The sequence below is a fragment of the Spiroplasma endosymbiont of Melieria omissa genome, from assembly GCF_964031175.1.
Lineage (GTDB): Bacteria > Bacillota_I > Bacilli_A > Mycoplasmatales > VBWQ01 > Spiroplasma_E > Spiroplasma_E ixodetis_A.
Window position 1 is genome coordinate 403,312 of record NZ_OZ035012.1, and the last position, 25,550, is coordinate 428,861.

General features: G+C 23.7%; 32 protein-coding genes, 9 tRNA genes and 1 other RNA gene. 6 read left to right on the forward strand and 36 right to left on the reverse strand.

Translation table 4 applies throughout. From position 1 onward, the window contains the following. Window positions 1-171 precede the first annotated feature (171 nt). The 4 genes from ACQH26_RS02665 to ACQH26_RS02680 all read right to left on the reverse strand — a co-directional run bounded on the left by ACQH26_RS02665 (window position 172) and on the right by ACQH26_RS02680 (window position 4,197). Entirely contained in the window at window positions 172-633 is a 462-nt protein-coding gene (locus tag ACQH26_RS02665) for a hypothetical protein (RefSeq protein WP_425382771.1), read from the reverse strand. 236 nt (window positions 634-869) lie between these two features. Beyond that, window positions 870-2,495 carry a hypothetical protein gene (locus ACQH26_RS02670; protein ID WP_425382772.1) on the reverse strand — a complete coding sequence of 542 codons (1,626 nt, stop codon included), beginning with the start codon at window positions 2,493-2,495 and terminating at the stop codon, window positions 870-872. Window positions 2,496-2,517: 22 nt separating this feature from the next. Next, window positions 2,518-3,129, reverse strand: a complete 612-nt coding sequence (locus tag ACQH26_RS02675) for a hypothetical protein (RefSeq protein ID WP_425382773.1) — start codon at window positions 3,127-3,129, stop codon at window positions 2,518-2,520. Window positions 3,130-3,603: 474 nt separating this feature from the next. Beyond that, window positions 3,604-4,197 (reverse strand): hypothetical protein, encoded by a 594-nt coding sequence (locus tag ACQH26_RS02680; protein WP_425382774.1) that lies wholly within the window; start codon window positions 4,195-4,197, stop codon window positions 3,604-3,606. 152 nt (window positions 4,198-4,349) lie between these two features. On the opposite strand from ACQH26_RS02680, the gene ACQH26_RS02685 reads away from it, so the two are divergent. Further along, window positions 4,350-4,709: a helix-turn-helix domain-containing protein gene (locus tag ACQH26_RS02685; protein WP_425382298.1), complete on the forward strand. Its 360-nt coding sequence runs from the start codon at window positions 4,350-4,352 to the stop codon at window positions 4,707-4,709. A 40-nt stretch (window positions 4,710-4,749) separates the two neighbouring features. Continuing rightward, complete coding sequence (locus tag ACQH26_RS02690; protein ID WP_425382775.1) at window positions 4,750-5,238, forward strand: IS630 family transposase; 489 nt, start codon at window positions 4,750-4,752, stop codon at window positions 5,236-5,238. A gap of 364 nt (window positions 5,239-5,602) precedes the next feature. Here ACQH26_RS02690 and ACQH26_RS02695 read toward each other — a convergent pair. The 11 genes from ACQH26_RS02695 to ACQH26_RS02745 form a co-directional block, all read right to left on the reverse strand. After that, window positions 5,603-5,678, reverse strand: a tRNA-Asp gene (locus ACQH26_RS02695). Between the two features lies 1 nt (window position 5,679). After that, window positions 5,680-5,754, reverse strand: a tRNA-Met gene (locus ACQH26_RS02700). Between the two features lie 21 nt (window positions 5,755-5,775). After that, window positions 5,776-5,865, reverse strand: a tRNA-Ser gene (locus tag ACQH26_RS02705). A 13-nt stretch (window positions 5,866-5,878) separates the two neighbouring features. Continuing rightward, window positions 5,879-5,955 (reverse strand) — tRNA-Ile (locus tag ACQH26_RS02710). Between the two features lie 7 nt (window positions 5,956-5,962). Continuing rightward, a tRNA-Met gene (locus ACQH26_RS02715) sits at window positions 5,963-6,039 on the reverse strand. 34 nt (window positions 6,040-6,073) lie between these two features. Further along, window positions 6,074-6,149, reverse strand: a tRNA-Ala gene (locus tag ACQH26_RS02720). A 13-nt stretch (window positions 6,150-6,162) separates the two neighbouring features. Next, a tRNA-Pro gene (locus ACQH26_RS02725) sits at window positions 6,163-6,239 on the reverse strand. A gap of 1 nt (window position 6,240) precedes the next feature. Continuing rightward, a tRNA-Arg gene (locus ACQH26_RS02730) sits at window positions 6,241-6,317 on the reverse strand. Between the two features lie 107 nt (window positions 6,318-6,424). Next, window positions 6,425-6,500 (reverse strand) — tRNA-Cys (locus ACQH26_RS02735). A gap of 197 nt (window positions 6,501-6,697) precedes the next feature. Then, window positions 6,698-7,114, reverse strand: a transfer-messenger RNA (tmRNA) gene (ssrA, locus tag ACQH26_RS02740). A 96-nt stretch (window positions 7,115-7,210) separates the two neighbouring features. After that, a complete protein-coding gene (locus ACQH26_RS02745) occupies window positions 7,211-7,633 on the reverse strand; it encodes a BspA family leucine-rich repeat surface protein (protein ID WP_425382776.1) in 423 nt (140 codons plus the stop codon). Window positions 7,634-8,471: 838 nt separating this feature from the next. On the opposite strand from ACQH26_RS02745, the gene ACQH26_RS02750 reads away from it, so the two are divergent. Continuing rightward, window positions 8,472-9,592, forward strand: a protein-coding gene (locus ACQH26_RS02750) for an IS3 family transposase (protein WP_425381867.1) whose coding sequence is annotated in 2 segments (ribosomal slippage) — window positions 8,472-8,742 and window positions 8,742-9,592 — 1,122 coding nt in all. Because the reading frame shifts where the segments join, the coding sequence is not laid out codon by codon here. Window positions 9,593-9,601: 9 nt separating this feature from the next. Continuing rightward, window positions 9,602-10,340, forward strand: a protein-coding gene (locus tag ACQH26_RS02755; protein ID WP_425382777.1) for an IS5 family transposase whose coding sequence is annotated in 2 segments (ribosomal slippage) — window positions 9,602-9,811 and window positions 9,813-10,340 — 738 coding nt in all. Because the reading frame shifts where the segments join, the coding sequence is not laid out codon by codon here. Here the strand turns inward: ACQH26_RS02755 and ACQH26_RS02760 are convergent. From ACQH26_RS02760 to smpB, 3 genes are all read right to left on the reverse strand, one after another. After that, on the reverse strand, window positions 10,337-10,858 hold the full coding sequence (locus ACQH26_RS02760; RefSeq protein ID WP_425382778.1) for a hypothetical protein: 522 nt from the start codon (window positions 10,856-10,858) through the stop codon (window positions 10,337-10,339). The genes ACQH26_RS02755 and ACQH26_RS02760 overlap by 4 nt on opposite strands. A gap of 157 nt (window positions 10,859-11,015) precedes the next feature. After that, complete coding sequence (locus ACQH26_RS02765; RefSeq protein WP_425382779.1) at window positions 11,016-11,915, reverse strand: hypothetical protein; 900 nt, start codon at window positions 11,913-11,915, stop codon at window positions 11,016-11,018. 413 nt (window positions 11,916-12,328) lie between these two features. Continuing rightward, on the reverse strand, window positions 12,329-12,760 hold the full coding sequence (gene smpB / locus ACQH26_RS02770) for an SsrA-binding protein (RefSeq protein WP_338961046.1): 432 nt from the start codon (window positions 12,758-12,760) through the stop codon (window positions 12,329-12,331). Window positions 12,761-13,036: 276 nt separating this feature from the next. Here smpB and ACQH26_RS02775 point away from each other — a divergent pair, with 276 nt between their 5' ends. Beyond that, on the forward strand, window positions 13,037-13,429 hold the full coding sequence (locus tag ACQH26_RS02775) for a hypothetical protein (protein WP_425382780.1): 393 nt from the start codon (window positions 13,037-13,039) through the stop codon (window positions 13,427-13,429). A gap of 10 nt (window positions 13,430-13,439) precedes the next feature. On the opposite strand, the gene ACQH26_RS02780 is transcribed toward ACQH26_RS02775, so the two are convergent. The 16 genes from ACQH26_RS02780 to ACQH26_RS02855 all read right to left on the reverse strand — a co-directional run bounded on the left by ACQH26_RS02780 (window position 13,440) and on the right by ACQH26_RS02855 (window position 22,893). Next, window positions 13,440-13,928, reverse strand: coding sequence for an IS630 family transposase (locus ACQH26_RS02780; protein ID WP_425381862.1), 489 nt, complete (start codon window positions 13,926-13,928; stop codon window positions 13,440-13,442). 40 nt (window positions 13,929-13,968) lie between these two features. Beyond that, window positions 13,969-14,328: an IS630 transposase-related protein gene (locus tag ACQH26_RS02785; protein WP_425382781.1), complete on the reverse strand. Its 360-nt coding sequence runs from the start codon at window positions 14,326-14,328 to the stop codon at window positions 13,969-13,971. A 109-nt stretch (window positions 14,329-14,437) separates the two neighbouring features. Continuing rightward, window positions 14,438-14,950, reverse strand: coding sequence for a hypothetical protein (locus ACQH26_RS02790; RefSeq protein WP_425382782.1), 513 nt, complete (start codon window positions 14,948-14,950; stop codon window positions 14,438-14,440). 80 nt (window positions 14,951-15,030) lie between these two features. Beyond that, window positions 15,031-17,307, reverse strand: a complete 2,277-nt coding sequence (gene rnr / locus ACQH26_RS02795; protein ID WP_425382783.1) for a ribonuclease R — start codon at window positions 17,305-17,307, stop codon at window positions 15,031-15,033. A gap of 106 nt (window positions 17,308-17,413) precedes the next feature. After that, the gene (secG, locus tag ACQH26_RS02800) at window positions 17,414-17,677 is read right to left on the reverse strand and encodes a preprotein translocase subunit SecG (RefSeq protein WP_174480339.1); all 264 of its coding nucleotides are present in this window, start codon (window positions 17,675-17,677) and stop codon (window positions 17,414-17,416) included. 88 nt (window positions 17,678-17,765) lie between these two features. Continuing rightward, window positions 17,766-18,176 (reverse strand): transposase, encoded by a 411-nt coding sequence (locus ACQH26_RS02805; protein WP_425382784.1) that lies wholly within the window; start codon window positions 18,174-18,176, stop codon window positions 17,766-17,768. Next, the gene (locus ACQH26_RS02810) at window positions 18,148-18,399 is read right to left on the reverse strand and encodes a transposase (protein WP_425383067.1); all 252 of its coding nucleotides are present in this window, start codon (window positions 18,397-18,399) and stop codon (window positions 18,148-18,150) included. The genes ACQH26_RS02805 and ACQH26_RS02810 overlap by 29 nt, the downstream gene beginning before the upstream one ends. Before the next feature lie 21 nt (window positions 18,400-18,420). Next, the gene (locus ACQH26_RS02815; RefSeq protein ID WP_425382104.1) at window positions 18,421-18,786 is read right to left on the reverse strand and encodes a transposase; all 366 of its coding nucleotides are present in this window, start codon (window positions 18,784-18,786) and stop codon (window positions 18,421-18,423) included. A gap of 162 nt (window positions 18,787-18,948) precedes the next feature. After that, window positions 18,949-19,308: a helix-turn-helix domain-containing protein gene (locus ACQH26_RS02820; RefSeq protein WP_425382360.1), complete on the reverse strand. Its 360-nt coding sequence runs from the start codon at window positions 19,306-19,308 to the stop codon at window positions 18,949-18,951. A gap of 113 nt (window positions 19,309-19,421) precedes the next feature. Further along, window positions 19,422-19,640, reverse strand: a complete 219-nt coding sequence (locus tag ACQH26_RS02825; protein ID WP_425382155.1) for a transposase — start codon at window positions 19,638-19,640, stop codon at window positions 19,422-19,424. A gap of 40 nt (window positions 19,641-19,680) precedes the next feature. Next, window positions 19,681-20,040, reverse strand: coding sequence for a helix-turn-helix domain-containing protein (locus ACQH26_RS02830; RefSeq protein WP_425381863.1), 360 nt, complete (start codon window positions 20,038-20,040; stop codon window positions 19,681-19,683). 109 nt (window positions 20,041-20,149) lie between these two features. Beyond that, the gene (locus ACQH26_RS02835) at window positions 20,150-20,272 is read right to left on the reverse strand and encodes a hypothetical protein (protein ID WP_425381957.1); all 123 of its coding nucleotides are present in this window, start codon (window positions 20,270-20,272) and stop codon (window positions 20,150-20,152) included. Window positions 20,273-20,312: 40 nt separating this feature from the next. Next, on the reverse strand, window positions 20,313-20,672 hold the full coding sequence (locus ACQH26_RS02840; protein ID WP_425381863.1) for a helix-turn-helix domain-containing protein: 360 nt from the start codon (window positions 20,670-20,672) through the stop codon (window positions 20,313-20,315). A gap of 410 nt (window positions 20,673-21,082) precedes the next feature. Next, window positions 21,083-21,367 carry a hypothetical protein gene (locus ACQH26_RS02845; protein WP_425382785.1) on the reverse strand — a complete coding sequence of 95 codons (285 nt, stop codon included), beginning with the start codon at window positions 21,365-21,367 and terminating at the stop codon, window positions 21,083-21,085. Between the two features lie 48 nt (window positions 21,368-21,415). Beyond that, window positions 21,416-22,708: a hypothetical protein gene (locus tag ACQH26_RS02850; RefSeq protein ID WP_425382786.1), complete on the reverse strand. Its 1,293-nt coding sequence runs from the start codon at window positions 22,706-22,708 to the stop codon at window positions 21,416-21,418. After that, window positions 22,645-22,893, reverse strand: coding sequence for a hypothetical protein (locus ACQH26_RS02855; RefSeq protein WP_425382787.1), 249 nt, complete (start codon window positions 22,891-22,893; stop codon window positions 22,645-22,647). Before ACQH26_RS02855 ends, ACQH26_RS02850 begins: the two co-directional genes overlap by 64 nt. A gap of 568 nt (window positions 22,894-23,461) precedes the next feature. Between ACQH26_RS02855 and ACQH26_RS02860 the strand changes: the two genes are divergently transcribed. After that, window positions 23,462-24,251, forward strand: a protein-coding gene (locus ACQH26_RS02860; protein WP_425382012.1) for an IS5 family transposase whose coding sequence is annotated in 2 segments (ribosomal slippage) — window positions 23,462-23,722 and window positions 23,724-24,251 — 789 coding nt in all. Because the reading frame shifts where the segments join, the coding sequence is not laid out codon by codon here. Here ACQH26_RS02860 and ACQH26_RS02865 read toward each other — a convergent pair. Beyond that, complete coding sequence (locus ACQH26_RS02865; protein ID WP_425382710.1) at window positions 24,237-24,398, reverse strand: hypothetical protein; 162 nt, start codon at window positions 24,396-24,398, stop codon at window positions 24,237-24,239. The two genes, ACQH26_RS02860 and ACQH26_RS02865, sit on opposite strands and share 15 nt — an antisense overlap. Window positions 24,399-24,407: 9 nt before the next feature. Then, window positions 24,408-25,528, reverse strand: a protein-coding gene (locus ACQH26_RS02870) for an IS3 family transposase (RefSeq protein ID WP_425381874.1) whose coding sequence is annotated in 2 segments (ribosomal slippage) — window positions 24,408-25,258 and window positions 25,258-25,528 — 1,122 coding nt in all. Because the reading frame shifts where the segments join, the coding sequence is not laid out codon by codon here. Between the last annotated feature and the right edge of the window lie 22 nt (window positions 25,529-25,550).

Genomic DNA, 25,550 nt, shown 5'->3' on the forward strand with positions numbered 1-25,550 from the left:
TATGACAAAATTAAAAAACAAAAAAATAATTATTTAACTTTGACCATCCAAAATTAAATAATTATTAAAAATATTTTTTAAATAAATAAGAAATTATAAATCAATATATAAAATAAAATATTTTGTTGATTCACTAAAAATAATACTTAATATATTTTAAAAACAAAATACCTAATGAACATAATAACTGTTAATTATTTCACATTTTTGGATTGCATCTCAAAAATTATTATTTTTTATTTTTACTTTTAAACCAATAATTAAAAAAGTTAATGCAATAGTAAAAAATCCAAAAATTGGAGTTAAAATTATACAAAAAATAACTCCAATTTGTAACTGAACTCAATCATAATAACCATCATAATTATGAATTACTGATGAACATATATTTTCTGCAGAATGATTTAAAATATAATTTACACTCATATAATTTAATAAACTAAATCCATTTGTTATTTCTAGTGTTATTTCTATAATAAGTCTTTTTTCTTTATATAATTTAAGATTTTCAAAAAAACTTTTATCAAAATTTGAAAAACCAATTAACATTAAACCAATTACCATAATTAAAATAGTTAAAATAAATAAAAATAAGGTTGCTAATTTTATTTTTTTATATTTTTGCAATATCATTTATAATTTTCCTTTCAAAATAAAAACCCATTTGCTTTTATCTCAACAAACAATGGGTTAAAAACTACTATATTATTTATATTTTTTATACATAAGAATAATAACAAATTTATATTAATTTTACAATTAATAACCTATATAATTAAAACTATTTTATATAAGTAGTATATAAATATTAAATTATAGTTATCAAAATTTAACCCATTTTCATAAAATCAACACTTATTTTTAAGTATTTAAATTCACTTTACTTTAAAAGTAAAATTAAAACTATGAGGTTTGGGAACATAGCCACTGCTTGTCAAATCTTTTCCAATATGAAATCTAATTTTTTTAATATCATCAGTCTTAATAATATCAGTTGCCTTTAATGATAAATTATTACCATCAATATCTAAAAAAGTAAAAGCAGTTAACTCATCAATTTGTACATTTAAAGCTTTAACAAAATATCCTTTAAAAGTAGCAAGTGATTTAATAACAAGATTTCAATTAATATTTGGATCAACCGTCGAATCAGGATAATCTAATAAGAAAAAAGTAGAATTATTTTTTGCAAATTGATATATTTCTTGTCAATATTTATTTTCTAAAAAAGTTTCTAGATCACCAATATTAACATAATCATTAACATTAATATTTTCAATACTATTATTTATTGAATTTGAAAAACCAAAATAATAACTCAATTCCTTATATTTAAAATGATTACCACTATTATCACTAGTCAATAATACATGTGGAGGACTATATTTTATTAATGATTCATCACTATCTACTGCTTCTTGTACCATACTAAAAGGAACAAAATCAATAGGCTTAACTTTAAAATAATCAATAACCTCTTCAATACTTGTTGGTTTTAACTCAATGAAATCATAAACAACATTTGGATTAGAAACATATGTTATATAAAAAGGCTTTAATGGAAAATTTGAAGAATATGAATAAAGGTTAACATATTCTTTGGAACTACTCACAGCATTACCAACATAATTTAATTCGGGATTATAAACTAATTCGAAATATGGTTTAATAGTAGCTACATCATTAAAGTCAATATTTGGTAAAGGAATTGTTGATATTATTGGATAAAGATGAGTAGTACTAGCAAATTCTTCTTCATAATCATTAATAAATTTATTAATTTCATCTTCGATTGTTTTATAAATAACAGTATTATCAATTTTATCCGCATAATAAAAATTAGTTGATAAATAACCATGTGTTCATTGTTCTTGCAAATAATCACTACCATTTGGAAATTTTCCTGAAATATGTTTACTAAATTTTCCTTCAAATTGATTAAACATCATAAATTTTTCATAAAATTTAGCAGTATTTTTAATTAATGCAATTACTGGTATTTTAAATTCAATAAATGAAGATTGTAACTTTAATTTTAAATCAAATTTAGTAACACCATCAGTTTGAATTAAACTCTTATCTAATTCATCATTACTATTAGGTTTATAAAAAGTGAAATCATAATTAGTAATATTAGTTGGAAAAAAACTATCTCATCAAGATTCTTTTATTAATAAATCAAAAACTTGTTTTTTTGATTCTTCTTCAAAAAATGACAAACGTAAATTTTTATTACTACTATCAATTGGAACATCATTCATATCAACAATAATTGATTCTTCTGAAATATTTTGTTTAAAATCACCAATATTAAAAGCACTCTGCATAGCAAGAGCAATAAAAAAAGTACTAATTGCTAAACCAATTATCATAATTAAAGAAATAATTATTGTCAGAAAACTTTTTTTTACTTTTACTGGTTCTACTTTACCAGTAACATATTTAGTAATATTATTTAGTTTTCTTCAATCATCATTATCTTTCTTTTTAGCCATATATTATTCACCTAAATTTCCATTATCTAAAACTTAATTCATACATTTTAATAATACTTTTAATTAAATATTTTTTATTTTCAATAGTATTTAATCATCAATGCAAAATAGCAATTCATCATAATAAGAGTGCTATAACCGCGAAAATCAATACTGTTATTCGATAAGGACTGTCACTATAAGAAAACATAAAAAAACTAATACCAATAATTATTAAGTTAACAATAGAACCAAATATTAAAAAAAATAAACAACTTAAACCAATACCTCTAATAGTTTTAGATAAAAAAACGGGTAAAATCATAATTAAAATTATAAAAGCAAATAAAACAGTAACTAACATTGCTACTACTTTTAATATTGCACTTTGAAAAACTGGTGCTGATGGTATATCAGGAAGATTAGCAACCAATTGACCAAAACCAATGCCATTAAAAAAAATCAAACCAATTCAAAAAATTTGAATAGTTAAAATAAATATTCGCGAAAAACCATCACCAAGACTAGTAAAATAAACTCTTGTTAAATTTAAATCTAATAATGAAGGTAAAGGAGTTTCCTTTAATTTCTTTACCTCTTTTTGACCAATAAGATTACTTGTAGTTAAAAATTGTTTATCTAATGATTTATCCATATCTTTCACCCATCCTATAAAATAATTATAATGCATTTTATTTAAAAACTATATAGTTAACTTATATCCGAATTTTAAATCTATAAAATAATCAAATTATTATTTTAAAATAAATACAAACATAATTAATAATATCTATTTTTAACTACAAATAATATGAAAAATAAACAATAATTTTCAATAATTATTGTTTATTTTAATAATATAGTATTGTTTAAATATTTTTTTGATTATATGGAGTATCCAGAAATACTTACACTTGCTAAGTGTGACTGAGAATATGATAAATCTATTGAGTTTATTTGTTTTCACTTATCAACTTGATTATTTAGACTTTCTATATTTTCATCACATACAGATTGTAATTCAATATTATCCATAATTAATATTTCTTCTTCATTATTTATATTTATTAATTCTTGTGATTTATTTGCATTATTTCTTTCTAAGTTATTATTTGATTTAAAATTAGTTCTAATTAAAACCTATTAAGCCTCCAACTAAACAAAGAGGTAAAATAGGTAAAATTCAAAAAGACATTGAAACTAATTTATTGTTTTCAACTTGCTCTGACTCTAATTTAAATGTTGCCAATTGTTCTTGATTAAATCATGAAATTTGTTCTAATGATAATGATTGAATTTCTGATTTTGATAATAATTGCATTGGTTTTGAATTAAATTTTTCAACTTGTTTTACTGTTGTTGAAGCAACTGTTGTGCTATTAAAATATTTATTTATTTTTCCCTCAAAAATTTTTCGTTGTTCTGCTGTCAAAAAATGAATTTGCTCTTCTGTACAAGATTGGATTTGTTCAACTGTAAATTTTTCTATTTGTTCTGGTTTAAATTTTGGTATTTGTTTGTTTGTGAACGATTGAATTTGTTTTGGACTAAATGCTTTAATTTGTTTTGGACTAAATGCTTTAATTTGTCATTTTGTAAACACTGGAATTTGTTTGGCTGTAAATGCTTGAATTTGTTTTTTATTAAACACTTTAATATGTTTTTGCGTAAATAATTGTATTTGTTCTGCCGTTAGTAACTGCAGTTGTTCTTTAGAACTCATTTCAATATTATATAAAAAATTTAATGATAATATAGCTAACTAAAGTAATATTTACTCATAAATAATATAAAATAATAATATGTAATTTAAACAGTTTTTGAATTTAAAAGTACAATTCAGCAATAATTAAAATAGATTAGGAAGATTAAATTATGCCAAAACCATACAGTGAAGACTTACGAAGAAAAGTAATAGAAGCTTATGAAAGTAAAAATATGAAAATTAAAGAAATTTGTAAAGTGTTCAATATCACTAGAAAGACTTTATTTTTATGAAGAAAAAGAAAAAAAGAAACTGGGCATATAAAACCAATTTTGAATTATCAAAAAGGACATAGCCACAAAATAAAGGATTTAGATGAATTAAAAAATTATTTAGCAGAAAATAAAGATGTTACAGTTCAAAAAGTAATTGATAAATTTGGAAATATAACTAAAGAAACAGTTTATAACTATTTTAAAAAACTAAATTATACATATAAAAAAAACTTTTCTATATGAACAAAGAGATAAAAATAAACAAGAAGATTTTTTAAAAGAAATAGCTAAAATAATGAATGAAGATTTAGTATATATTGATGAATCTGGAATTGATGATAATGAATTTTATAAATATGGTTGATCTGAAAAAGGTAAAAGATTATTTGATAATAAACCCGCATATAAAATAAAGAGAATGAGTATAATTGGTTCACTAAATAAAGGTAAATTAAAAGCCTTATGAGCATTTGAAGGACATTGCAATAGTAAAATTTTTGAATCATATGTTAAAAATAAACTAATTCCAGTATTAAAGCGTGGACAAATTATAGTTTTAGATAATGCAACGTTTCATAAATCTAAATTAACACAACAATTAATTGAAAATGCTGGATGCAAACTATTATTTCTTCCGCCATATTCTCCTAATTTAAATCCAATTGAACATTTTTGATTTGCTATAAAACATAATATAAGAAAAATATTACCAAATTATTGACCAAATATTAAAAAAGCGATTGATTTTGTTTTTCAAGATATGAATAAACATTACTTTAGTTAGCTATATATTTTTTAAAATTGGTTCATTGATACCATTTTCTAATGTTAATGCATTATTCACTGGTATCAATGTCTCAACATTATTGCTACTTATAATACTTGAAGATGAGTTATTAAAGTTTAATAAATTGTTTAGCATATTTTTGCTCCTTTTTAAAAAAAACTATTATAAAGTAATAGTTAAATTTAAATAAAATTATATTGATTATTTAAATTATACGTGTATTTTAATATTTTTAATTTACTTAATCAATCAAAAACTTTCTTCCATAATGAATAAAATAATTATTAATTACAACAATAAAAAAGAGTAAGACCTTTTACTTACTCTCTAAATTAATACTGCTTATGTTTTATTTTCTAAATGGCGGTCTTGACGGGGATCGAACCCGCGATCTCCTCCGTGACAGGGAGGCGTATTAACCACTTTACCACAAGACCGTGGTTGCGGAGACTGGATTTGAACCAATGATCTTCGGATTATGAGCCCGACGGGATACCACTTCCCCACTCCGCGATGTATAAAATTTAATAATAATGGAGGAGGCTGAGGGATTCGAACCCTCGAGCACTTGCGCACTGACAGTTTTCAAGACTGTTCCCTTCAACCGGACTTGGGTAAGCCTCCGAGTATTTAAGTATGGTGGACCCTATCGGATTCGAACCAATGCTCGCCCGGTTATGAGCCGGGAGCTTTAACCAACTAAGCTAAGGGTCCTAGACTATGGTAGCGGGGATGGGACTCAAACCCATGGCCTCTCGGGTATGAACCGAACGCTCTAATCAACTGAGCTACCTCGCCAGTTTTAGTTTAAATGTTTAAACCGATATATAAATGGTGGACCCTATCGGGATCGAACCGACCACCTCCTGCGTGCAAGGCAGGCGCTCTACCAAATGAGCTAAGGGCCCTTGTTTTTAATAATGGTCGGGAAGACAGGATTCGAACCTGCGACCTCTCGGTCCCAAACCGAGCGCTCTACCAAGCTGAGCCACATCCCGATGGTGCGCCTGGCAGGACTTGAACCCACAACCTTTTGATCCGTAGTCAAACGATCTATCCAATTGATCTACAGGCGCATTTAATTACTAAAATTTATAGTAACTCATTAAATCATTAAACCTAATCAATTATAACTTATTAAAAGTAATATTTACAAGTATATTTGCAAATATTATTAATATTTTGGAGGAGCCGATCGGATTCGAACCGACGATCAAAGTTTTGCAGACTTATGCCTTAAACCACTTGGCCACGGCTCCAAATATAATTAAAAAAATTTAAAGACTTTTCAATATTACCAAGACTAGTTACTATTTGCAACTTGTTTTACAATATTATTCATAAAATATTTAAATATTTTTTTATTATTTATTTCACTAATTAAAATTTTATAAAGTTATTTATAATTAATTATTAAATTAAATAATAAAAAAAGCACAATTGTGCATTTAATTTATGGTGGAGATGGCGGGGATCGAACCCGCGTCCAAAAGTTAACTGACTAACTGTATCTACAGTTTAGTATAATTTAGAAAAATCACTATTTAATAACAAATTATACGAAATTATGAATAGCTAGTTAATGGAAATTCGAAAAAATTTATTAACATCATTTTTTCTAGTTTATCCTTATGATACGTTACTAATATTGATAAACTTGCTATTAGCAACGGTAGTATTTACTTCTTAAGTAATTAAACAGGTAAAACTGCTTGATTTCCTAAACCAAATCCAAAGTTGTTTAACTTTGTTGTGAATCAGTTAGGTACTACGGTTTTAGTTTGTTTTCCGGTTATGAAACCTCGTAGTATTATGGTCTACCAAACCACTGCCACAATTAGTTGTTCACTCCTGTCGAAACCAGAACATCCCCGCTAATATTATACATTACTTTCTAATATAAAGCAATTTTTGGTTTTCTTAAAAATTACTAATAATTCTTTCAAATTTTCATCATAAATTATAAAATCTAAAAATTAAAATTTGGCAATTTATCAATGCTATTACTAATTCGAGAATTAATAGCAAAATTATCATGAATTATTACTTTTGAAACATTTCATTGTGATAAATTTTGATCAAACGTTATTGCACCAGCAAACAAACCATACATATCTGTCACTTTATTTACATTTCAACTTGAAATATTTTGATCAAAAGCATGTGCATTAAAAAACATACCTCTCATAATTTTTAATTTTTCTACTCTTCAAACTGAAATATTCTGATTAAATGAAGTTGCATATGCAAACATATCACTCATATCTGTAACATTTGAAACATCTCAACCCGAAATATCTTGATTAAATGATGAAGCACTTTGAAACATCTGTTTTGTACTTGTTATTTCTGATGGTAACTGATCTGGTACTTTTTGAATTGTTTTTGGCATTTTAACAGCTTGAATTTCTCCAATTTTATTTTCATAAAATCCAATTTGAACAATTTCAGTAGTTTTTATATCTGATAAATCTATTTTACTAGTTGTTTGCTCTTTTCCATTACTATCAACGTAAATTGTATCTTGTTGTTGTATTATTGTATATTTATAACGATTTGATTGTCTATTTGAATTTGGTGGTTTAGGTAATAAAATTTTTGGATTAGATTGTGATTTTATTTTTTTTCTTTTTCATTTTCTTCCTCGTTTTTTGCTTCTATATCAGAAGTATACAAAATACCAGCAGTGGCTCCACCAACTAAAGTAGTACCACCAACAATGGCAGTAATAATTTTCTTTTTTTACTTTTTTCAGACATAAAAAACCTCTCTTAAATTCTTAATTTTTTTATAATGGCATGACCATATTTTATATAATTTTATGTAATAAAGTATTTAATATGCTTAAATTTTATTTCAATAGTGATTTGTTAAAACATTTTGAAAATATTAAAAAAAATAAAAATCCCACTTCATAATTACATTTTATTTATGGTCTAAAAAATAATCATGAAATAGGTTATTTTATTATTTATTATATTAAATTCAATATTAAATCATATATAAATAATTTTCTATAAAACTAAGAAATATTTTTATATATAGCTAACTAAAGTAATATTTACTCATAAATAATGTAAAATAATAATATGTAATTTAAACAGTTTTTGAATTTAAAAGTACAATTCAGCAATAATTAAAATAGATTAGGAAGTGGATGGGTTACACTTTATTGGACACTAATTACGTAGACAAGTGAACAAATTAGTTGAAAGAAAGGAACTATAATTATGGCCAATATTAATTCATATACCGATGAATTTAAAAAACAAATAGTAGCTTTATATCAAAGCGGCAAATCAGTATCTTACCTTGCTAAAGAATATAATGTTACAAGAGCAGCTACTTATAATTGAATTAAGCAATTTACTAATTCAGGTAGTTTTAAAGCTAAAGATAATCGTTCTGTTGAAGAAAATGAATTAATTAAATTAAGAAAAGAATTAAAACAATTACGAATGGAAAATGATATTTTAAAGCAAGCAGCACTAATAATAGGCAGAAAATAGAAATTATTACAAACAATAAGTTTAAATATAAAATTCGCACAATGTGTCATTTTTTAAAAATTTCTAAATCAACATATTATTTTAATTTAAAGAAAAAAGAAAATAAAATTCAAAATAATATTTATGATGAAGCTATTATTAGTGCTTTTAAAGAAAATAAATGTGTTTATGGAACAAGAAGATTAAAAGTAATATTAGAAAACCAAGAAATTTATTTATCAAGACGAAAAATTAAAGAAATTATGAATAAGCATAATTTAATATCAAAATACACTAAATTATCATTCAAAAATCATAATAACAAAGTAAATGATGAAAAAATCACTAATCTTGTGAATAGAAACTTTAATAATAGGCTTAAAAATGAAGTTATTGTCAGTGATTTAACTTATGTTCAAGTTAATGGTAAATGAAACTATATTTGCTTATTAATTGACCTATTTAACCGCGAAATTATTGGACATAGTGTAGGTACTAGAAAAGATGCCTTATTAGTACATCAAGCATTTATGCAATCAAATCGCTGTTTAAAAGATATTCAAATATTTCATAGTGATTGTGGTAATGAATTTAATAATAAAATTATTGATAAACTTTTACTAGCATTCAATATTACTCGCTCTTTAAGCAAAAAAGGTTGTCCTTATGACAATGCTGTTGCTGAAGCAACTTTTAAAACTTTCAAAACTGAATTTATTAATGATAAAAATTTTAGATCATTAATCCAATTAAAATTAGAATTATTTGATTACATCAATTGATACAACAACATAAGAATCCACAGCACTTTAAACTACTTAACTCCAGTTAATTATCAAAAACAAATGTCTACCAAAAAATAGTCCTAAAAAGTGTTGCCATTCCAAAATAGCAAAAAGAAAACAAAACCAAGAAGTTTAGATTTATATGAAGTATTTTGTGCAATTTTATATGTATTAAAAAGTGGTTGTCAATGAAGAATGCTACCAAAAAATTTTCCAAAATGACAAACTGTATATTATTATTTTCAAATTTGAAGTAAAAATAACGGTAAAGAAGCTAGTGTATGGCAATTAATTTTAAAAAAAATTGGTTAAAAAAGTTCGTATCAACAATAATCGCAAAGAACAAACTAGTTTTTGTATAATTGATTCGCAAAGTGTTAAAAATACAGATACTACTGAAAATAAAGGTTATGATGCTGGTAAAAAGATTTCAGGAATAAAGCGTCATATTATTGTTGATTCTCAAGGTTTACCACATGCAATTTACATAACCACAGCAGAAAAAACAGATCGTAATAGCGCTATAATAATGATTGAAAATGAAAAAGAAAATCTTTCTGCAGTTCAAAAAATAATAGTAGATGCTGGTTATACTGGTGAAAAATTTGCTTCTGAAATCAAAACAATCATAAATGCAAATGTTGAAATTATAAAACGCAATGAACTACATACTTTTGTAGTATTACCAAAAAGATGAATTGTAGAACGAAGCTTTGCTTGATTAGAAAAATACAGAAGATTATGAAAAAATTGTGAAAGAAAACTAAATACTAGTTTACAAATGGTTGTTCTTTCCTTTATTTCAGTTTTATTAAAAAGATTCTAAACAGGTTCTAACATTAACTCCAATTCCGTTGGTGTAAGCTTATAAACTTTATCTTCTTGTGTCCTAAAAATATTACCTTGTGAATCAACACCCAAATCATAAATATTTTCATCTGCTAATTTTTGAGGAACAAAATTAATAATATTATATTGTAAAGTTACTTCACCTACATAGTTATTCTTACCAATAATCGTAACAGAACTTACACTATATTTTTTAATATCAAAATTTTCAATAGTTAGTAATGCAGCTTTTTTATTTACTTCTTTAATTCCTATTAATAAACTCATTTTAGATGGCATTAGATCTTTTCCACTATTAACTTTTCCCAAATTATATTCAGTAATGATATCAGCTAAGTCAATTGCACTATATTGTTTTTCTAAAATTGTTTTATTTTTAATATTATTATTTTCAAATTTAGTTTTTTGTGAAGTTGTTTTTAAAACATCCTCAGTTAAATTTCCTATGGTTGTTGATAATGTTAAAGCACCTACTGCTGCTAATAATGTTTTCATATTAAAAACCTCCTTTTTATTTTTATAATTAATTTATAGAAACATTAAATTAATTATAAAAATAAAAAATAATTATAAATTAATATTTTAAAACTTTAAAAATAAACTACAAGTATTTTAATAATTAACACTTTAAATATAATATCTAAAAATAAACTTATTTTGTCATTAAAACATTATGCTTTTCTGTCACTCAATAATTTGAAGAAAATAACATAATAAATATTAAACTAATAACAGTTAATAACGCAATACTATTACCAATATAAAACATTATTTCGTTATTTAAAGTAATTAAATTATAATTAATAAAACTATCGAGTAAATCAACACTACAAGTTAAAATAGCTATACATGATGCATAAATTCCTGTGATAGGCATTAATTGTCGATAATTTCAATCTAAAACCAAACTATATACAACAAAACTACAAATACCAAAAGCAATATTGGATAAAATTTGTGAAATCAAAACTGCGTAAATATTATTAGTTACTAAACTAATCATAATACTTACTATATAAATCCCAAAACCAAAATATAAAGCAATATTAGCACTGAAAAAATAATATAATCATCATCCCAATAAAAAAACACCAATTACTTGTGGCAAAGTAGTAAATAAAGTTTTATAAACATGCCATCTTTGATCAATATTACTTATTCTATAATTAAAAAATTGAGAATTCATTAAATAATAAATTAAATAAATAGTTAATCCAAACATAATTAAAATTATTATTTTTCATTGAGAAAAAGTTTTAATTTTTTTTAAAACTATTTCATCGTGCATACCCATATTTTTTGGATCTTCTCGTAAAAGAAAAGACATGAAAAAAGTTAAAATGAAAAAACACAAAGCAGCAATAATAAAATAACTGATTTTTGAAATTGTAATAGTTGAAATATTAAACGTAAGCATATTAATTGGTATAATAATTAAACTTGCCAATAATCCTGGAACAATAAGTATAGTAAAAGTTAAAAAAGCATGTGATTTTACAAAATATTGTTCATTGAACATTAATTCATGAACTCCTAATGATGCAGTACTCATTCCTAACGCAATATTTAACAAAATCAAAGATCATAAATTTGGTACAATTAAAACTAAACAGCAAGTAACCAAAAGTCAACTATGCATTCATCAAATATACAACTTTCTTTTTTTAAATTTTGCAGTAAAAAAAGTAGCTGGTATAGGAAAAATAATTACAGTAAGCGAAATAATTACTGTAATACTAATTGATTCAGTTACTAAATTAGTTAATGATAAAACTAAAAAATTATTAATAACTTTTAAACTATTAATACCAAGATAAAGAAAAAAATAATAACTAATAAATAATCATTGTCACTTATTTATCTTTTGCTTAAAAAGAAAAAATAAATAAAAACTTGTAAATAAACAAAAGATTATTAAGAAAGGTAATCATATTATCATAGTTTTTTCCTTTCTTAATTAAATTATTATTTTTTGATTTGTCTTACTGCATCACGATTTTTAATGGTCTCTCTTTTATCATAATTTTTTTTACCACGAGCCAATGCTATTTCTAACTTTGCTCTACTTTTACTATTTAAATATATCATTGTTGGAACAACAGTTAAGTTTTTTTGCTTTTGTTCTTGTTGAATTTTTTTAATTTCACGAGCATTTAAAAGTAATTTTCTTTTTCTTAATGGATCAAGTATATAACTAGTAGTAAATTTATAAGTATTAATGTTCATATTAATAATATAAGCTTCATTATTACTAAAAGTTACATAACTATCCTGTAAAGATACATTACCTAAACGAATTGATTTAATTTCAGAACCAGTCAAAACAATTCCCACTTCTAATTTTTCTAATAATTCATAATTAAAGTACGCTTTTTTATTTTTTGCAATTATTTTCATTGTTTCCACCATTATTTTCATAAACTTTATAATTAGATTATATAATAATAATTTCATAAATACTGAAATACTTACTTAAATTTGTTTTTTATTAAGAACATGCTATAATCTAATGAAGGTTAGATTAATCAATAGTTTTTCTAGCAATGATTAATGTAAAATTAAACATAAAATTAATATTTGTTGTATAGCGACCCAAGAAATAGATTTTATATTTGTTTTACGGGTTTTTGTTAATTTTATATATTAATAAATAACTGAAAGGAGTCTAAGGACATGGCAGGAGAGTTAAATACTAAAGCAACAGCAGTAAAAAATAGTCAATTTTATCAAGGCGATTTGGGTTTTGATAAAAATAATAATGATAAAGTAATTATTTATAAGATTTTAACTGGTAAAAAACTTGAGGTTTGTAAAATTATTATTGATGAACAAAATCATATTTTAAAAATTTCTACTAAAACGGAAATTATTAATGAAGATGAATTTGAAATTTACACATTTGCTTTAGAAGCAGATACTGCTGATTTTATCTTAAAACTTATTGCTAAAAATCAAATTAATGCTGAAATTAATTATGCATTTATAAATAATATTGAAGATTCTTATAATATATCTGAATCAGACTCATTAGAAGAAAAAAAGAGAAAAATTAGGAAACTCTTTTAACTATTTATAGCTAACTAAAGTAATGTTTACTCATATCTTGAAAAACAAAATCAATCGCTTTTTTAATATTTGGTCAATAATTTGGTAATATTTTTCTTATATTATGTTTTATAGCAAATCAAAAATGTTCAATTGGATTTAAATTAGGAGAATATGGCGGAAGAAATAATAGTTTGCATCCAGCATTTTCAATTAATTGTTGTGTTAATTTAGATTTATGAAACGTTGCATTATCTAAAACTATAATTTGTCCACGCTTTAATACTGGAATTAGTTTATTTTTAACATATGATTCAAAAATTTTACTATTGCAATGTCCTTCAAATGCTCATAAGGCTTTTAATTTACCTTTATTTAGTGAACCAATTATACTCATTCTCTTTATTTTATATGCGGGTTTATTATCAAATAATCTTTTACCTTTTTCAGATCAACCATATTTATAAAATTCATTATCATCAATTCCAGATTCATCAATATATACTAAATCTTCATTCATTATTTTAGCTATTTCTTTTAAAAAATCTTCTTGTTTATTTTTATCTCTTTGTTCATATAGAAAAGTTTTTTTTATATGTATAATTTAGTTTTTTAAAATAGTTATAAACTGTTTCTTTAGTCATATTTCCAAATTTATCAATTACTTTTTGAACTGTAACATCTTTATTTTCTGCTAAATAATTTTTTAATTCATCTAAATCCTTTATTTTGTGGCTATGTCCTTTTTGATAATTCAAAATTGGTTTTATATGCCCAGTTTCTTTTTTTCTTTTTCTTGATAAAAATAAAGTCTTTCTAGTGATATTGAACACTTTACAAATTTCTTTAATTTTCATATTTTTACTTTCATAAGCTTCTATTACTTTTCTTCGTAAGTCTTCACTGTATGGTTTTGGCATAATTTAATCTTCCTAATCTATTTTAATTATTGCTGAATTGTACTTTTAAATTCAAAAACTGTTTAAATTACATATTATTATTTTACATTATTTATGAGTAAATATTACTTTAGTTAGCTATATAAATTTCTTCTCAATTATAAACTGAACCATAACACAAAGCTTTAATTTTAAAATCATTGTTATTATTGATAATTTCTAAAATAGTTTGGGCAATAGAAATCCCTGAGGCAACTATATCATCAATAATAATAATGTTTTTTTTATTAAAAAAATTAATATATTTAGGTAATAAATGAATCTTATTAGTAATTTCCATTTGTCTTTCGCTAACTTTTAATTTATTTTCTCAAAATTTACGATAGTTATCAACTTGGAAAATATTATTAATAAATAATATTTTATAATTTAATTTTTTTTTAATAATTTTAACTAATTCAATTATTACTAATTCTAAACTACTAACTGAAGTAGGTTTTTTTGGCATCATAATAAAATAATCTAAATTTTCAAACAAATTAAATTTTTGACCAACTTCAAATAAATTAGTTGCTAATCTTATTACAATATCTTGTTCAATATTTACTTGCTTAATTAAGTTATAATCTTCATTAACTCACAATAAATCCGGATATTGTTTTAAGCCTGGCGATTTAAAATAATTATAATAATAGCATTCAATGTTAAGATTGCTTTGTTGAATTAATCTTTTTTGCCCTTGTATTTTCATTTTTTTACTCCATTTTTCTTTTCACTTTTATTTTTTTTAACTTTACCATTTAGTTTTATCTTTTTTCTATATTTAAAATTATTTGCTTTATACATTTTTGATGATTGATTATTATTATTTTTATCACGGTTTTTATTTTGCTGACCATTTTCTTCTAAAATAAAATCAATAGTTCTAGCAACTTTATTTGCACTTTTTACAAGAACACTGATCTTTTGACCAAGAGCATACTGTTTTCGTTTTCTTTCACCAAACAAAATCATTGCTTTTTCATTAAAAATATAATAATCATCAGTCATGTCTGCAATTCTAATTAAACCCTCAATTGTATTATCTAACTCAACAAATAATCCAAAACCAGTTACACTAGAAATTATACCTTCAAATTTATGACCAATAAATTGCATCATGTATTCTGCTTTTTTCATTTGATCTACAGCTCGTTCACACTCTAATGCTTTTAATTCCATATTACTAGATTGCTCAGCAGCTCAATTACTAAAACTTTGATATTTCTCAATTATTTTAGCATTTATTTCTCTTTTAACTATATATTGACGCAATAAACGATGAACTATTAAATCGGGATAACGTCTAATTGGCGAAGTAAAATGTGTATAATAATCACTAGCAAGTCCAAAATGGCCAATACATTTATTAGTATACTGTGCTTTTTCCATACTTCTTAATAATAAAGTTGATAAAACTTGAAATGTTGGTAATTGTTTTAAAGAATTTAATAATAATTGTAAATCTTTTGAACTAATATTTGTGATTTTTGGATTTAATTTAATACCCATTAATTTCAGAATTGTAACCATTTGATGCATTTTTTTAGAACGAGGATGTTCATGAACACGATAAATAAAAGGTAATTTCATATCAAATACAGTTTTAGCAACTACTTCATTAGCTCTAATCATAAAACTTTCAATTAATTTTTCAGCGATATCACGAGTTCTTAAAATAATATCAGTTACTTCTCCATTATCGTTAATAATTGTTTTTGCTTCATTAATTTCAAAATCAATTACTCCAGCATCTTGTTTAAACTTTCATAAAATTTGGTGCAATTCTTTTGCTTTTAGTAACATTTCTCAAATTTGTGGATGTGTTTTAATAAAATTTGGATTTTTACCATTATATCCATCATTTACTTCGTCATAATTCATTCTTCTTGCTGATTTCATAAATGCCTGATAAATTTTATATTTTACTGTTAAACCATTCTTATCAATTTCCATATCACAAACCATACATAAACGTTCTACTTGTTCATTTAAAGAACAAATACCATTTGATAACTGCGTTGGTAACATAGGAATAACACGATCTGCTAAGTAAACAGATGTACCACGAGTAAATGCTTCTTCATCTAAAGGACTATTTTCTGTTACATAATGACTAACATCAGCAATAGCTACAATTAAACGATAATTACCATTAACTAGTTTAGTAACACAAATAGCATCATCAAAATCTTTAGCATCTTTACCATCAATTGTAACTAATAACTCTTTAGTCAAATCAATACGACCAATTTTATCTGATTCTAAAACTGTTAATGGCACCTTATCTGTTGCTGCTAATGTTTCAACATCAAATTGTGCTTTAATACCAATTTCATAAATAACAACTAAAATATCAACACCAGGATCGTTAATATTACCCAAGATTTTAGTAATAGTAACATTAAAAATATTTTGTTCAAAATTTTTAATTTTTGCAACAACAATATTATTTTCTAACGCTTTATCGGGGTTTAAAATATTAACTTCATACTGTTGTAACTTTGCATTTTGAATTAATAATGTTTTTACTTTCGTATCTGCATTAACAATAACAGTACCAACAAGAAGATTAGTATCACGTTTAATAATTTTTAATACTACAGCCTCATCATTCTGATTATTAATTTTTACTAACTTACATAATACTTCATCATTATTTAACGCATTATTTATGTTTTTTATATTAACGTAATATTCTTCTTCACTATTTAATAATTTAACAAATCCAAATCCTTTTTTAGTAATTTGAATTTTGCCAATAAATAAATTATTATTTTTTAGCATATAAAATTGTTGTTCTTTATTTTCCAAAATAATTTCACTATTTTTCAATTCTTCTAAATCAGCAATAAGTTCTTGCTGTTGATGATGATTAGTAATATTAAGTTTCACTGTTAAATCAACCGTTGATAAAGGTGTAATACTATTTTGTAACTCATTAATAATCTCTTGCTTCATTTCAATCAATCCCAACTTTATCCTAATTATATAATTAATTATAATCTATCTTTTAAAATTTATAAAAAGGCACATTTTAGTGTGCCTTTTTATAAAATAATTATCATTAATTTATAACTCCAATAGTATTAATAAGAATTCTTACTATTATTGCCATAGTAAATAACGATATACCTAATACTAAAGTGGCAATAGAAAATAACTTACTTCAACCACGTTCTTTAGTACTGGCAAATAATTCTTGATTACCCCCACTTAAAGCACCAAGTCCATTATGATTTTTTTTACCTTGTAATAAACCTAAAATTACTAATAATATAGCGATAATTAAGGCAATAATTTCAAAAGCAAAAATAATGTTTTGACTCATTTTGTCACTTCCACTTCTTTATAATATTATTAATTTTACACTTAATTTTACTAAAAATAAAAAAATTTCATAATTATAGTTAACTAAATTAATGTTTACTCATATCTTGAAAAACAAAATCAATCGCTTTTTTAATATTTGGTCAATAATTTGGTAATATTTTTCTTATATTATGTTTTATAGCAAATCAAAAATGTTCAATTGGATTTAAATTAGGAGAATATGGCGGAAGAAATAATAGTTTGCATCCAGCATTTTCAATTAATTGTTGTGTTAATTTAGATTTATGAAACGTTGCATTATCTAAAACTATAATTTGTCCACGCTTTAATACTGGAATTAGTTTATTTTTAACATATGATTCAAAAATTTTACTATTGCAATGTCCTTCAAATGCTCATAAGGCTTTTAATTTACCTTTATTTAGTGAACCAATTATACTCATTCTCTTTATTTTATAGTTAACTAAATTAATGTTTACTCATATCTTGAAAAACAAAATCAATCGCTTTTTTAATATTTGGTCAATAATTTGGTAATATTTTTCTTATATTATGTTTTATAGCAAATCAAAAATGTTCAATTGGATTTAAATTAGGAGAATATGGCGGAAGAAATAATAGTTTGCATCCAGCATTTTCAATTAATTGTTGTGTTAATTTAGATTTATGAAACGTTGCATTATCTAAAACTATAATTTGTCCACGCTTTAATACTGGAATTAGTTTATTTTTAACATATAGCTAACTAAAGTAATGTTTACTCATATCTTGAAAAACAAAATCAATCGCTTTTTTAATATTTGGTCAATAATTTGGTAATATTTTTCTTATATTATGTTTTATAGCAAATCAAAAATGTTCAATTGGATTTAAATTAGGAGAATATGGCGGAAGAAATAATAGTTTGCATCCAGCATTTTCAATTAATTGTTGTGTTAATTTAGATTTATGAAACGTTGCATTATCTAAAACTATAATTTGTCCACGCTTTAATACTGGAATTAGTTTATTTTTAACATATGATTCAAAAATTTTACTATTGCAATGTCCTTCAAATGCTCATAAGGCTTTTAATTTACCTTTATTTAGTGAACCAATTATACTCATTCTCTTTATTTTATATGCGGGTTTATTATCAAATAATCTTTTACCTTTTTCAGATCAACCATATTTATAAATTCATTATCATCAATTCCAGATTCATCAATATATACTAAATCTTCATTCATTATTTTAGCTATTTCTTTTAAAAAATCTTCTTGTTTATTTTTATCTCTTTGTTCATATAGAAAAGTTTTTTTTATATGTATAATTTAGTTTTTTAAAATAGTTATAAACTGTTTCTTTAGTCATATTTCCAAATTTATCAATTACTTTTTGAACTGTAACATCTTTATTTTCTGCTAAATAATTTTTTAATTCATCTAAATCCTTTATTTTGTGGCTATGTCCTTTTTGATAATTCAAAATTGGTTTTATATGCCCAGTTTCTTTTTTTCTTTTTCTTCATAAAAATAAAGTCTTTCTAGTGATATTGAACACTTTACAAATTTCTTTAATTTTCATATTTTTACTTTCATAAGCTTCTATTACTTTTCTTCGTAAGTCTTCACTGTATGGTTTTGACATAATTTAATCTTCCTAATCTATTTTAATTATTGCTGAATTGTACTTTTAAATTCAAAAACTGTTTAAATTACATATTATTATTTTACATTATTTATGAGTAAATATTACTTTAGTTAGCTATATGATTCAAAAATTTTACTATTGCAATGTCCTTCAAATGCTCATAAGGCTTTTAATTTACCTTTATTTAGTGAACCAATTATACTCATTCTCTTTATTTTATATGCGGGTTTATTATCAAATAATCTTTTACCTTTTTCAGATCAACCATATTTATAAAATTCATTATCATCAATTCCAGATTCATCAATATATACTAAATCTTCATTCATTATTTTAGCTATTTCTTTTAAAAAATCTTCTTGTTTATTTTTATCTCTTTGTTCATATAGAAAAGTTTTTTTTATATGTATAATTTAGTTTTTTAAAATAGTTATAAACTGTTTCTTTAGTCATATTTCCAAATTTATCAATTACTTTTTGAACTGTAACATCTTTATTTTCTGCTAAATAATTTTTTAATTCATCTAAATCCTTTATTTTGTGGCTATGTCCTTTTTGATAATTCAAAATTGGTTTTATATGCCCAGTTTCTTTTTTTCTTTTTCTTCATAAAAATAAAGTCTTTCTAGTGATATTGAACACTTTACAAATTTCTTTAATTTTCATATTTTTACTTTCATAAGCTTCTATTACTTTTCTTCGTAAGTCTTCACTGTATGGTTTTGGCATAATTTAATCTTCCTAATCTATTTTAATTATTGCTGAATTGTACTTTTAAATTCAAAAACTGTTTAAATTACATATTATTATTTTACATTATTTATGAGTAAATATTACTTTAGTTAGCTATATATGCGGGTTTATTATCAAATAATCTTTTACCTTTTTCAGATCAACCATATTTATAAAATTCATTATCATCAATTCCAGATTCATCAATATATACTAAATCTTCATTCATTATTTTAGCTATTTCTTTTAAAAAATCTTCTTGTTTATTTTTATCTCTTTGTTCATATAGAAAAGTTTTTTTTATATGTATAATTTAGTTTTTTAAAATAGTTATAAACTGTTTCTTTAGTCATATTTCCAAATTTATCAATTACTTTTTGAACTGTAACATCTTTATTTTCTGCTAAATAATTTTTTAATTCATCTAAATCCTTTATTTTGTGGCTATGTCCTTTTTGATAATTCAAAATTGGTTTTATATGCCCAGTTTCTTTTTTTCTTTTTCTTCATAAAAATAAAGTCTTTCTAGTGATATTGAACACTTTACAAATTTCTTTAATTTTCATATTTTTACTTTCATAAGCTTCTATTACTTTTCTTCGTAAGTCTTCACTGTATGGTTTTGGCATAATTTAATCTTCCTAATCTATTTTAATTATTGCTGAATTGTACTTTTAAATTCAAAAACTGTTTAAATTACATATTATTATTTTACATTATTTATGAGTAAACATTACTTTAGTTAGCTATATTATTATGACTTATTCCAAAATTAAAATTTTAATTATGAAATAAGCCTAATATATTATGTTTTATAATTCTTTTATAGGAAAAATTTATTAACTTTATTCTGGTTCAATTTCTAAGTAATTTCCAACAGCATTTGTTACAATCTTTCATCCATGTTGATTTGTCATCATATAAAAAATGTTTATTTCTGAAAAATTATTATACATAACTTTAACTAAAGTTTTTAAATTACTATCACTTAAACTATTTGCTAAGGTTCCTATAAATTGCGGAAATTTAGTAATTTCACTTAAAATTTTTTTTCAAAAAGTTGATAGTCATCTTTATTATCTTGATAAATTTCTGCTAATCTTATTCACATATCATTACTAATACCTAATTTAATTTTGCTTGATTCTGTATATTGTGGAGTTTTATTGTCTAAAGGTACGTAATATTTTTCTATTTTATTATATTGATTATGGGAATTGATATCAGCATTTTGAGCATGGGATCAATTATACGCTAAATATGCCATTCCACCAACTATAATTACTCCACCCACAACTCATCCAATAGGTCCTCCTTCAATCATAACAGATGCACCACCTTCAACAACCTCTTCGCCAATAGCAATCGCTCCTTATTCACCAACTTCTAATAAAGACACTGCTTCTTCTGTTTCAACTACTGTTGTAGCTTGTGGAGAACTTATTCATTTAACAACTTTATATGCAGGTGGAATACTCATAGTTGTGGTAGTGGCTAGACCTTTTAATAAATATTGATTTTTATTAGGTGTTATAAAAACGATTCCGTATTTATGCAATTCAACAATTTTTTCAAATTGTGCTCAACTAGCATCAGTAAAATGTTGTCCATAAATTTCTGTTAGTTTTTTTCTTGCATTATTTTTACTTTCTGTAGATGTGGTGTGATAAATATCTAATAATTTTTGATCAATAATTTGTGTTTTTAAAATATCACACTTTGGTTTCTGATTTGTTCTAGAGTCTGTAGTTTGATTACTGTGTTGATTTCTATTTCTAGAACTAGTTCCAATGTTAAAAGATTGTTCAGATGTTGATGGCAAAACAGCGCTTCTACCTGCTGAAGGTGAAGGGGTTGTTGTTGTAGTGGTGTGCGAATTACTTGGTCTATAATTTGATATATCTTCAAGGGTAGTAAAAGTAACACTAAAATCACAATCATAAATAATATTCAAATTTTGTGTAAATATTATACTGTTTGGACGAAACATATGTGATAATGGAATTATTAATGTAGTTGAAGTTAAAAATGGAGAGAAGTCTATACCAGCCGCAAAATCGAAATGAAAAACTAAATCAGGATTTAATTCTCATAATCTCTCCATAATAGTACTCGGATCATTACGTCTAATTTGTCCTAAATTAGTATTTCTAAGTAAAGTTGATAATCTTACGCTTTGTTCATTAATAGTAAAAGTTACATTTAAATCACTATCAAAAACAATATGAGGATTATTCTGTTGAAAATCATAAACATTTTCTGATAAAATTTGAAAATTATTTATGCCTATAGGATGTCTATTTGTAAAACTAGGATAACGTAAATGCAAATCGGGATTTAAAAAATTTAGTCTCTCTATTATTGTTAATGGTGCATTATCTAACAATTCTCCTAACTCAGTTCTAATAAGAATACTTGATAATGTTAATCTTTGAGGTGTAAAGTTAATAGTAAAATTTAAATTTTTTGGAATATTTCTTGCGGGATTTTGATCGTAAATGTTAATACCAGCATGCACTGTTGCATTAATATTTGTAATGTTTTCAAATTCAATATTTTCTAAAAAATCTTCTCTAGATAAAATTGGATGATTAATTTCTCTTAATCTTTGAATAATATGTTGTTTATCATTCGCTTCAATTTGACCAATATTAATTGTTGTCATTGTTTTTTGTAAACTTGGTGGAGTTTGCCTTTTAACTCTTTTTTTGTAGAATTTACTCTTTCATCTTTTTCTTCTAATTCATTTTCTGTTTCAGTTTCTATTTTAGTTAAAGTACCACTTTCGGCAGGAATACCACTAGTTAATGCAGTTGATGCAATGATTGTTTTAATAATTTTCTTTTTCATAATATAACCCTCTCTTTAAATCTTTAAATTTTTCATAATGTAATCATTTTATATGATTTATGAAATAAAACAGATTTGATATAAAAGTATCGGGGTTTTAGAAATTTAAAATATATTCTTTGATAATTAGAAAAAACACAACATATTGATTTATATCATTAATATTTTCATCAACATTTCAATATTGATTTGAGTTTTTAAGTAGTCATTCATTTATTTGGATTTTTTTATTTTTATTACTTAATGAGTTTTATTTTTTAACTTTTTTAATAAATTTTTCTTGATTTTTAAAAAGTAATATGCTGATAGTTTTGGTTTAATATATTTTGTTAGATATTTAATTAAATTTTTTTCCATCATTAATAATTTTTAATTTTGAAAAAATATTTAATTTATTAATAAAATCCTTTCATATCAAAATTAGTGTTAATTATATAACACAATTATTTTTAGAATACATTCAGTTTTTTTAAAATTAATGTTCTGGTAAAAAATCTAAGAACCTGTTTAGAATCTTTTCGAAAATAATGTAAAATGATTATATATTTTAAAATCAGAGGTATATATTATGCATAAAAATTATCCAAGTCATGTCACCAAAGAACAATTTGAGAACATAAAATCAATTTTAGAAAATAGCAAAAAGAAAACAAAACCAAGAAGTTTAGATTTATATGAAGTATTTTGTGCAATTTTATATGTATTAAAAAGTGGTTGTCAATGAAGAATGCTACCAAAAAATTTTCCAAAATGACAAACTGTATATTATTATTTTCAAATTTGAAGTAAAAATAACGGTAAAGAAGCTAGTGTATGGCAATTAATTTTAAAAAAAATTGGTTAAAAAAGTTCGTATCAACAATAATCGCAAAGAACAAACTAGTTTTTGTATAATTGATTCGCAAAGTGTTAAAAATACAGATACTACTGAAAATAAAGGTTATGATGCTGGTAAAAAGATTTCAGGAATAAAGCGTCATATTATTGTTGATTCTCAAGGTTTACCACATGCAATTTACATAACCACAGCAGAAAAAACAGATCGTAATAGCGCTATAATAATGATTGAAAATGAAAAAGAAAATCTTTCTGCAGTTCAAAAAATAATAGTAGATGCTGGTTATACTGGTGAAAAATTTGCTTCTGAAATCAAAACAATCATAAATGCAAATGTTGAAATTATAAAACGCAATGAACTACATACTTTTGTAGTATTACCAAAAAGATGAATTGTAGAACGAAGCTTTGCTTGATTAGAAAAATACAGAAGATTATGAAAAAATTGTGAAAGAAAACTAAATACTAGTTTACAAATGGTTGTTCTTTCCTTTATTTCAGTTTTATTAAAAAGATTCTAAACAGGTTCTTACAAATTCTAAAAATGGTGTTCTAATGATAGTTGTATGTTTAGATTCTTTTTTTATAAGCTCTTCATTATTTTTAATTTCATTTAAAAATTGCTTATAACGTAAATGTCTAATTTGTTGAACATGGAATGGCAACACTTTTTAGGACTATTTTTTGGTAGACATTTGTTTTTGATAATTAACTGGAGTTAAGTAGTTTAAAGTGCTGTGGATTCTTATGTTGTTGTATCAATTGATGTAATCAAATAATTCTAATTTTAATTGGATTAATGATCTAAAATTTTTATCATTAATAAATTCAGTTTTGAAAGTTTTAAAAGTTGCTTCAGCAACAGCATTGTCATAAGGACAACCTTTTTTGCTTAAAGAGCGAGTAATATTGAATGCTAGTAAAAGTTTATCAATAATTTTATTATTAAATTCATTACCACAATCACTATGAAATATTTGAATATCTTTTAAACAGCGATTTGATTGCATAAATGCTTGATGTACTAATAAGGCATCTTTTCTAGTACCTACACTATGTCCAATAATTTCGCGGTTAAATAGGTCAATTAATAAGCAAATATAGTTTCATTTACCATTAACTTGAACATAAGTTAAATCACTGACAATAACTTCATTTTTAAGCCTATTATTAAAGTTTTTATTCACAAGATTAGTGATTTTTTCATCATTTACTTTGTTATTATGATTTTTGAATGATAATTTAGTGTATTTTGATATTAAATTATGCTTATTCATAATTTCTTTAATTTTTCGTCTTGATAAATAAATTTCTTGGTTTTCTAATATTACTTTTAATCTTCTTGTTCCATAAACACATTTATTTTCTTTAAAAGCACTAATAATAGCTTCATCATAAATATTATTTTGAATTTTATTTTCTTTTTTCTTTAAATTAAAATAATATGTTGATTTAGAAATTTTTAAAAAATGACACATTGTGCGAATTTTATATTTAAACTTATTGTTTGTAATAATTTCTATTTTCTGCCTATTATTAGTGCTGCTTGCTTTAAAATATCATTTTCCATTCGTAATTGTTTTAATTCTTTTCTTAATTTAATTAATTCATTTTCTTCAACAGAACGATTATCTTTAGCTTTAAAACTACCTGAATTAGTAAATTGCTTAATTCAATTATAAGTAGCTGCTCTTGTAACATTATATTCTTTAGCAAGGTAAGATACTGATTTGCCGCTTTGATATAAAGCTACTATTTGTTTTTTAAATTCATCGGTATATGAATTAATATTGGCCATAATTATAGTTCCTTTCTTTCAA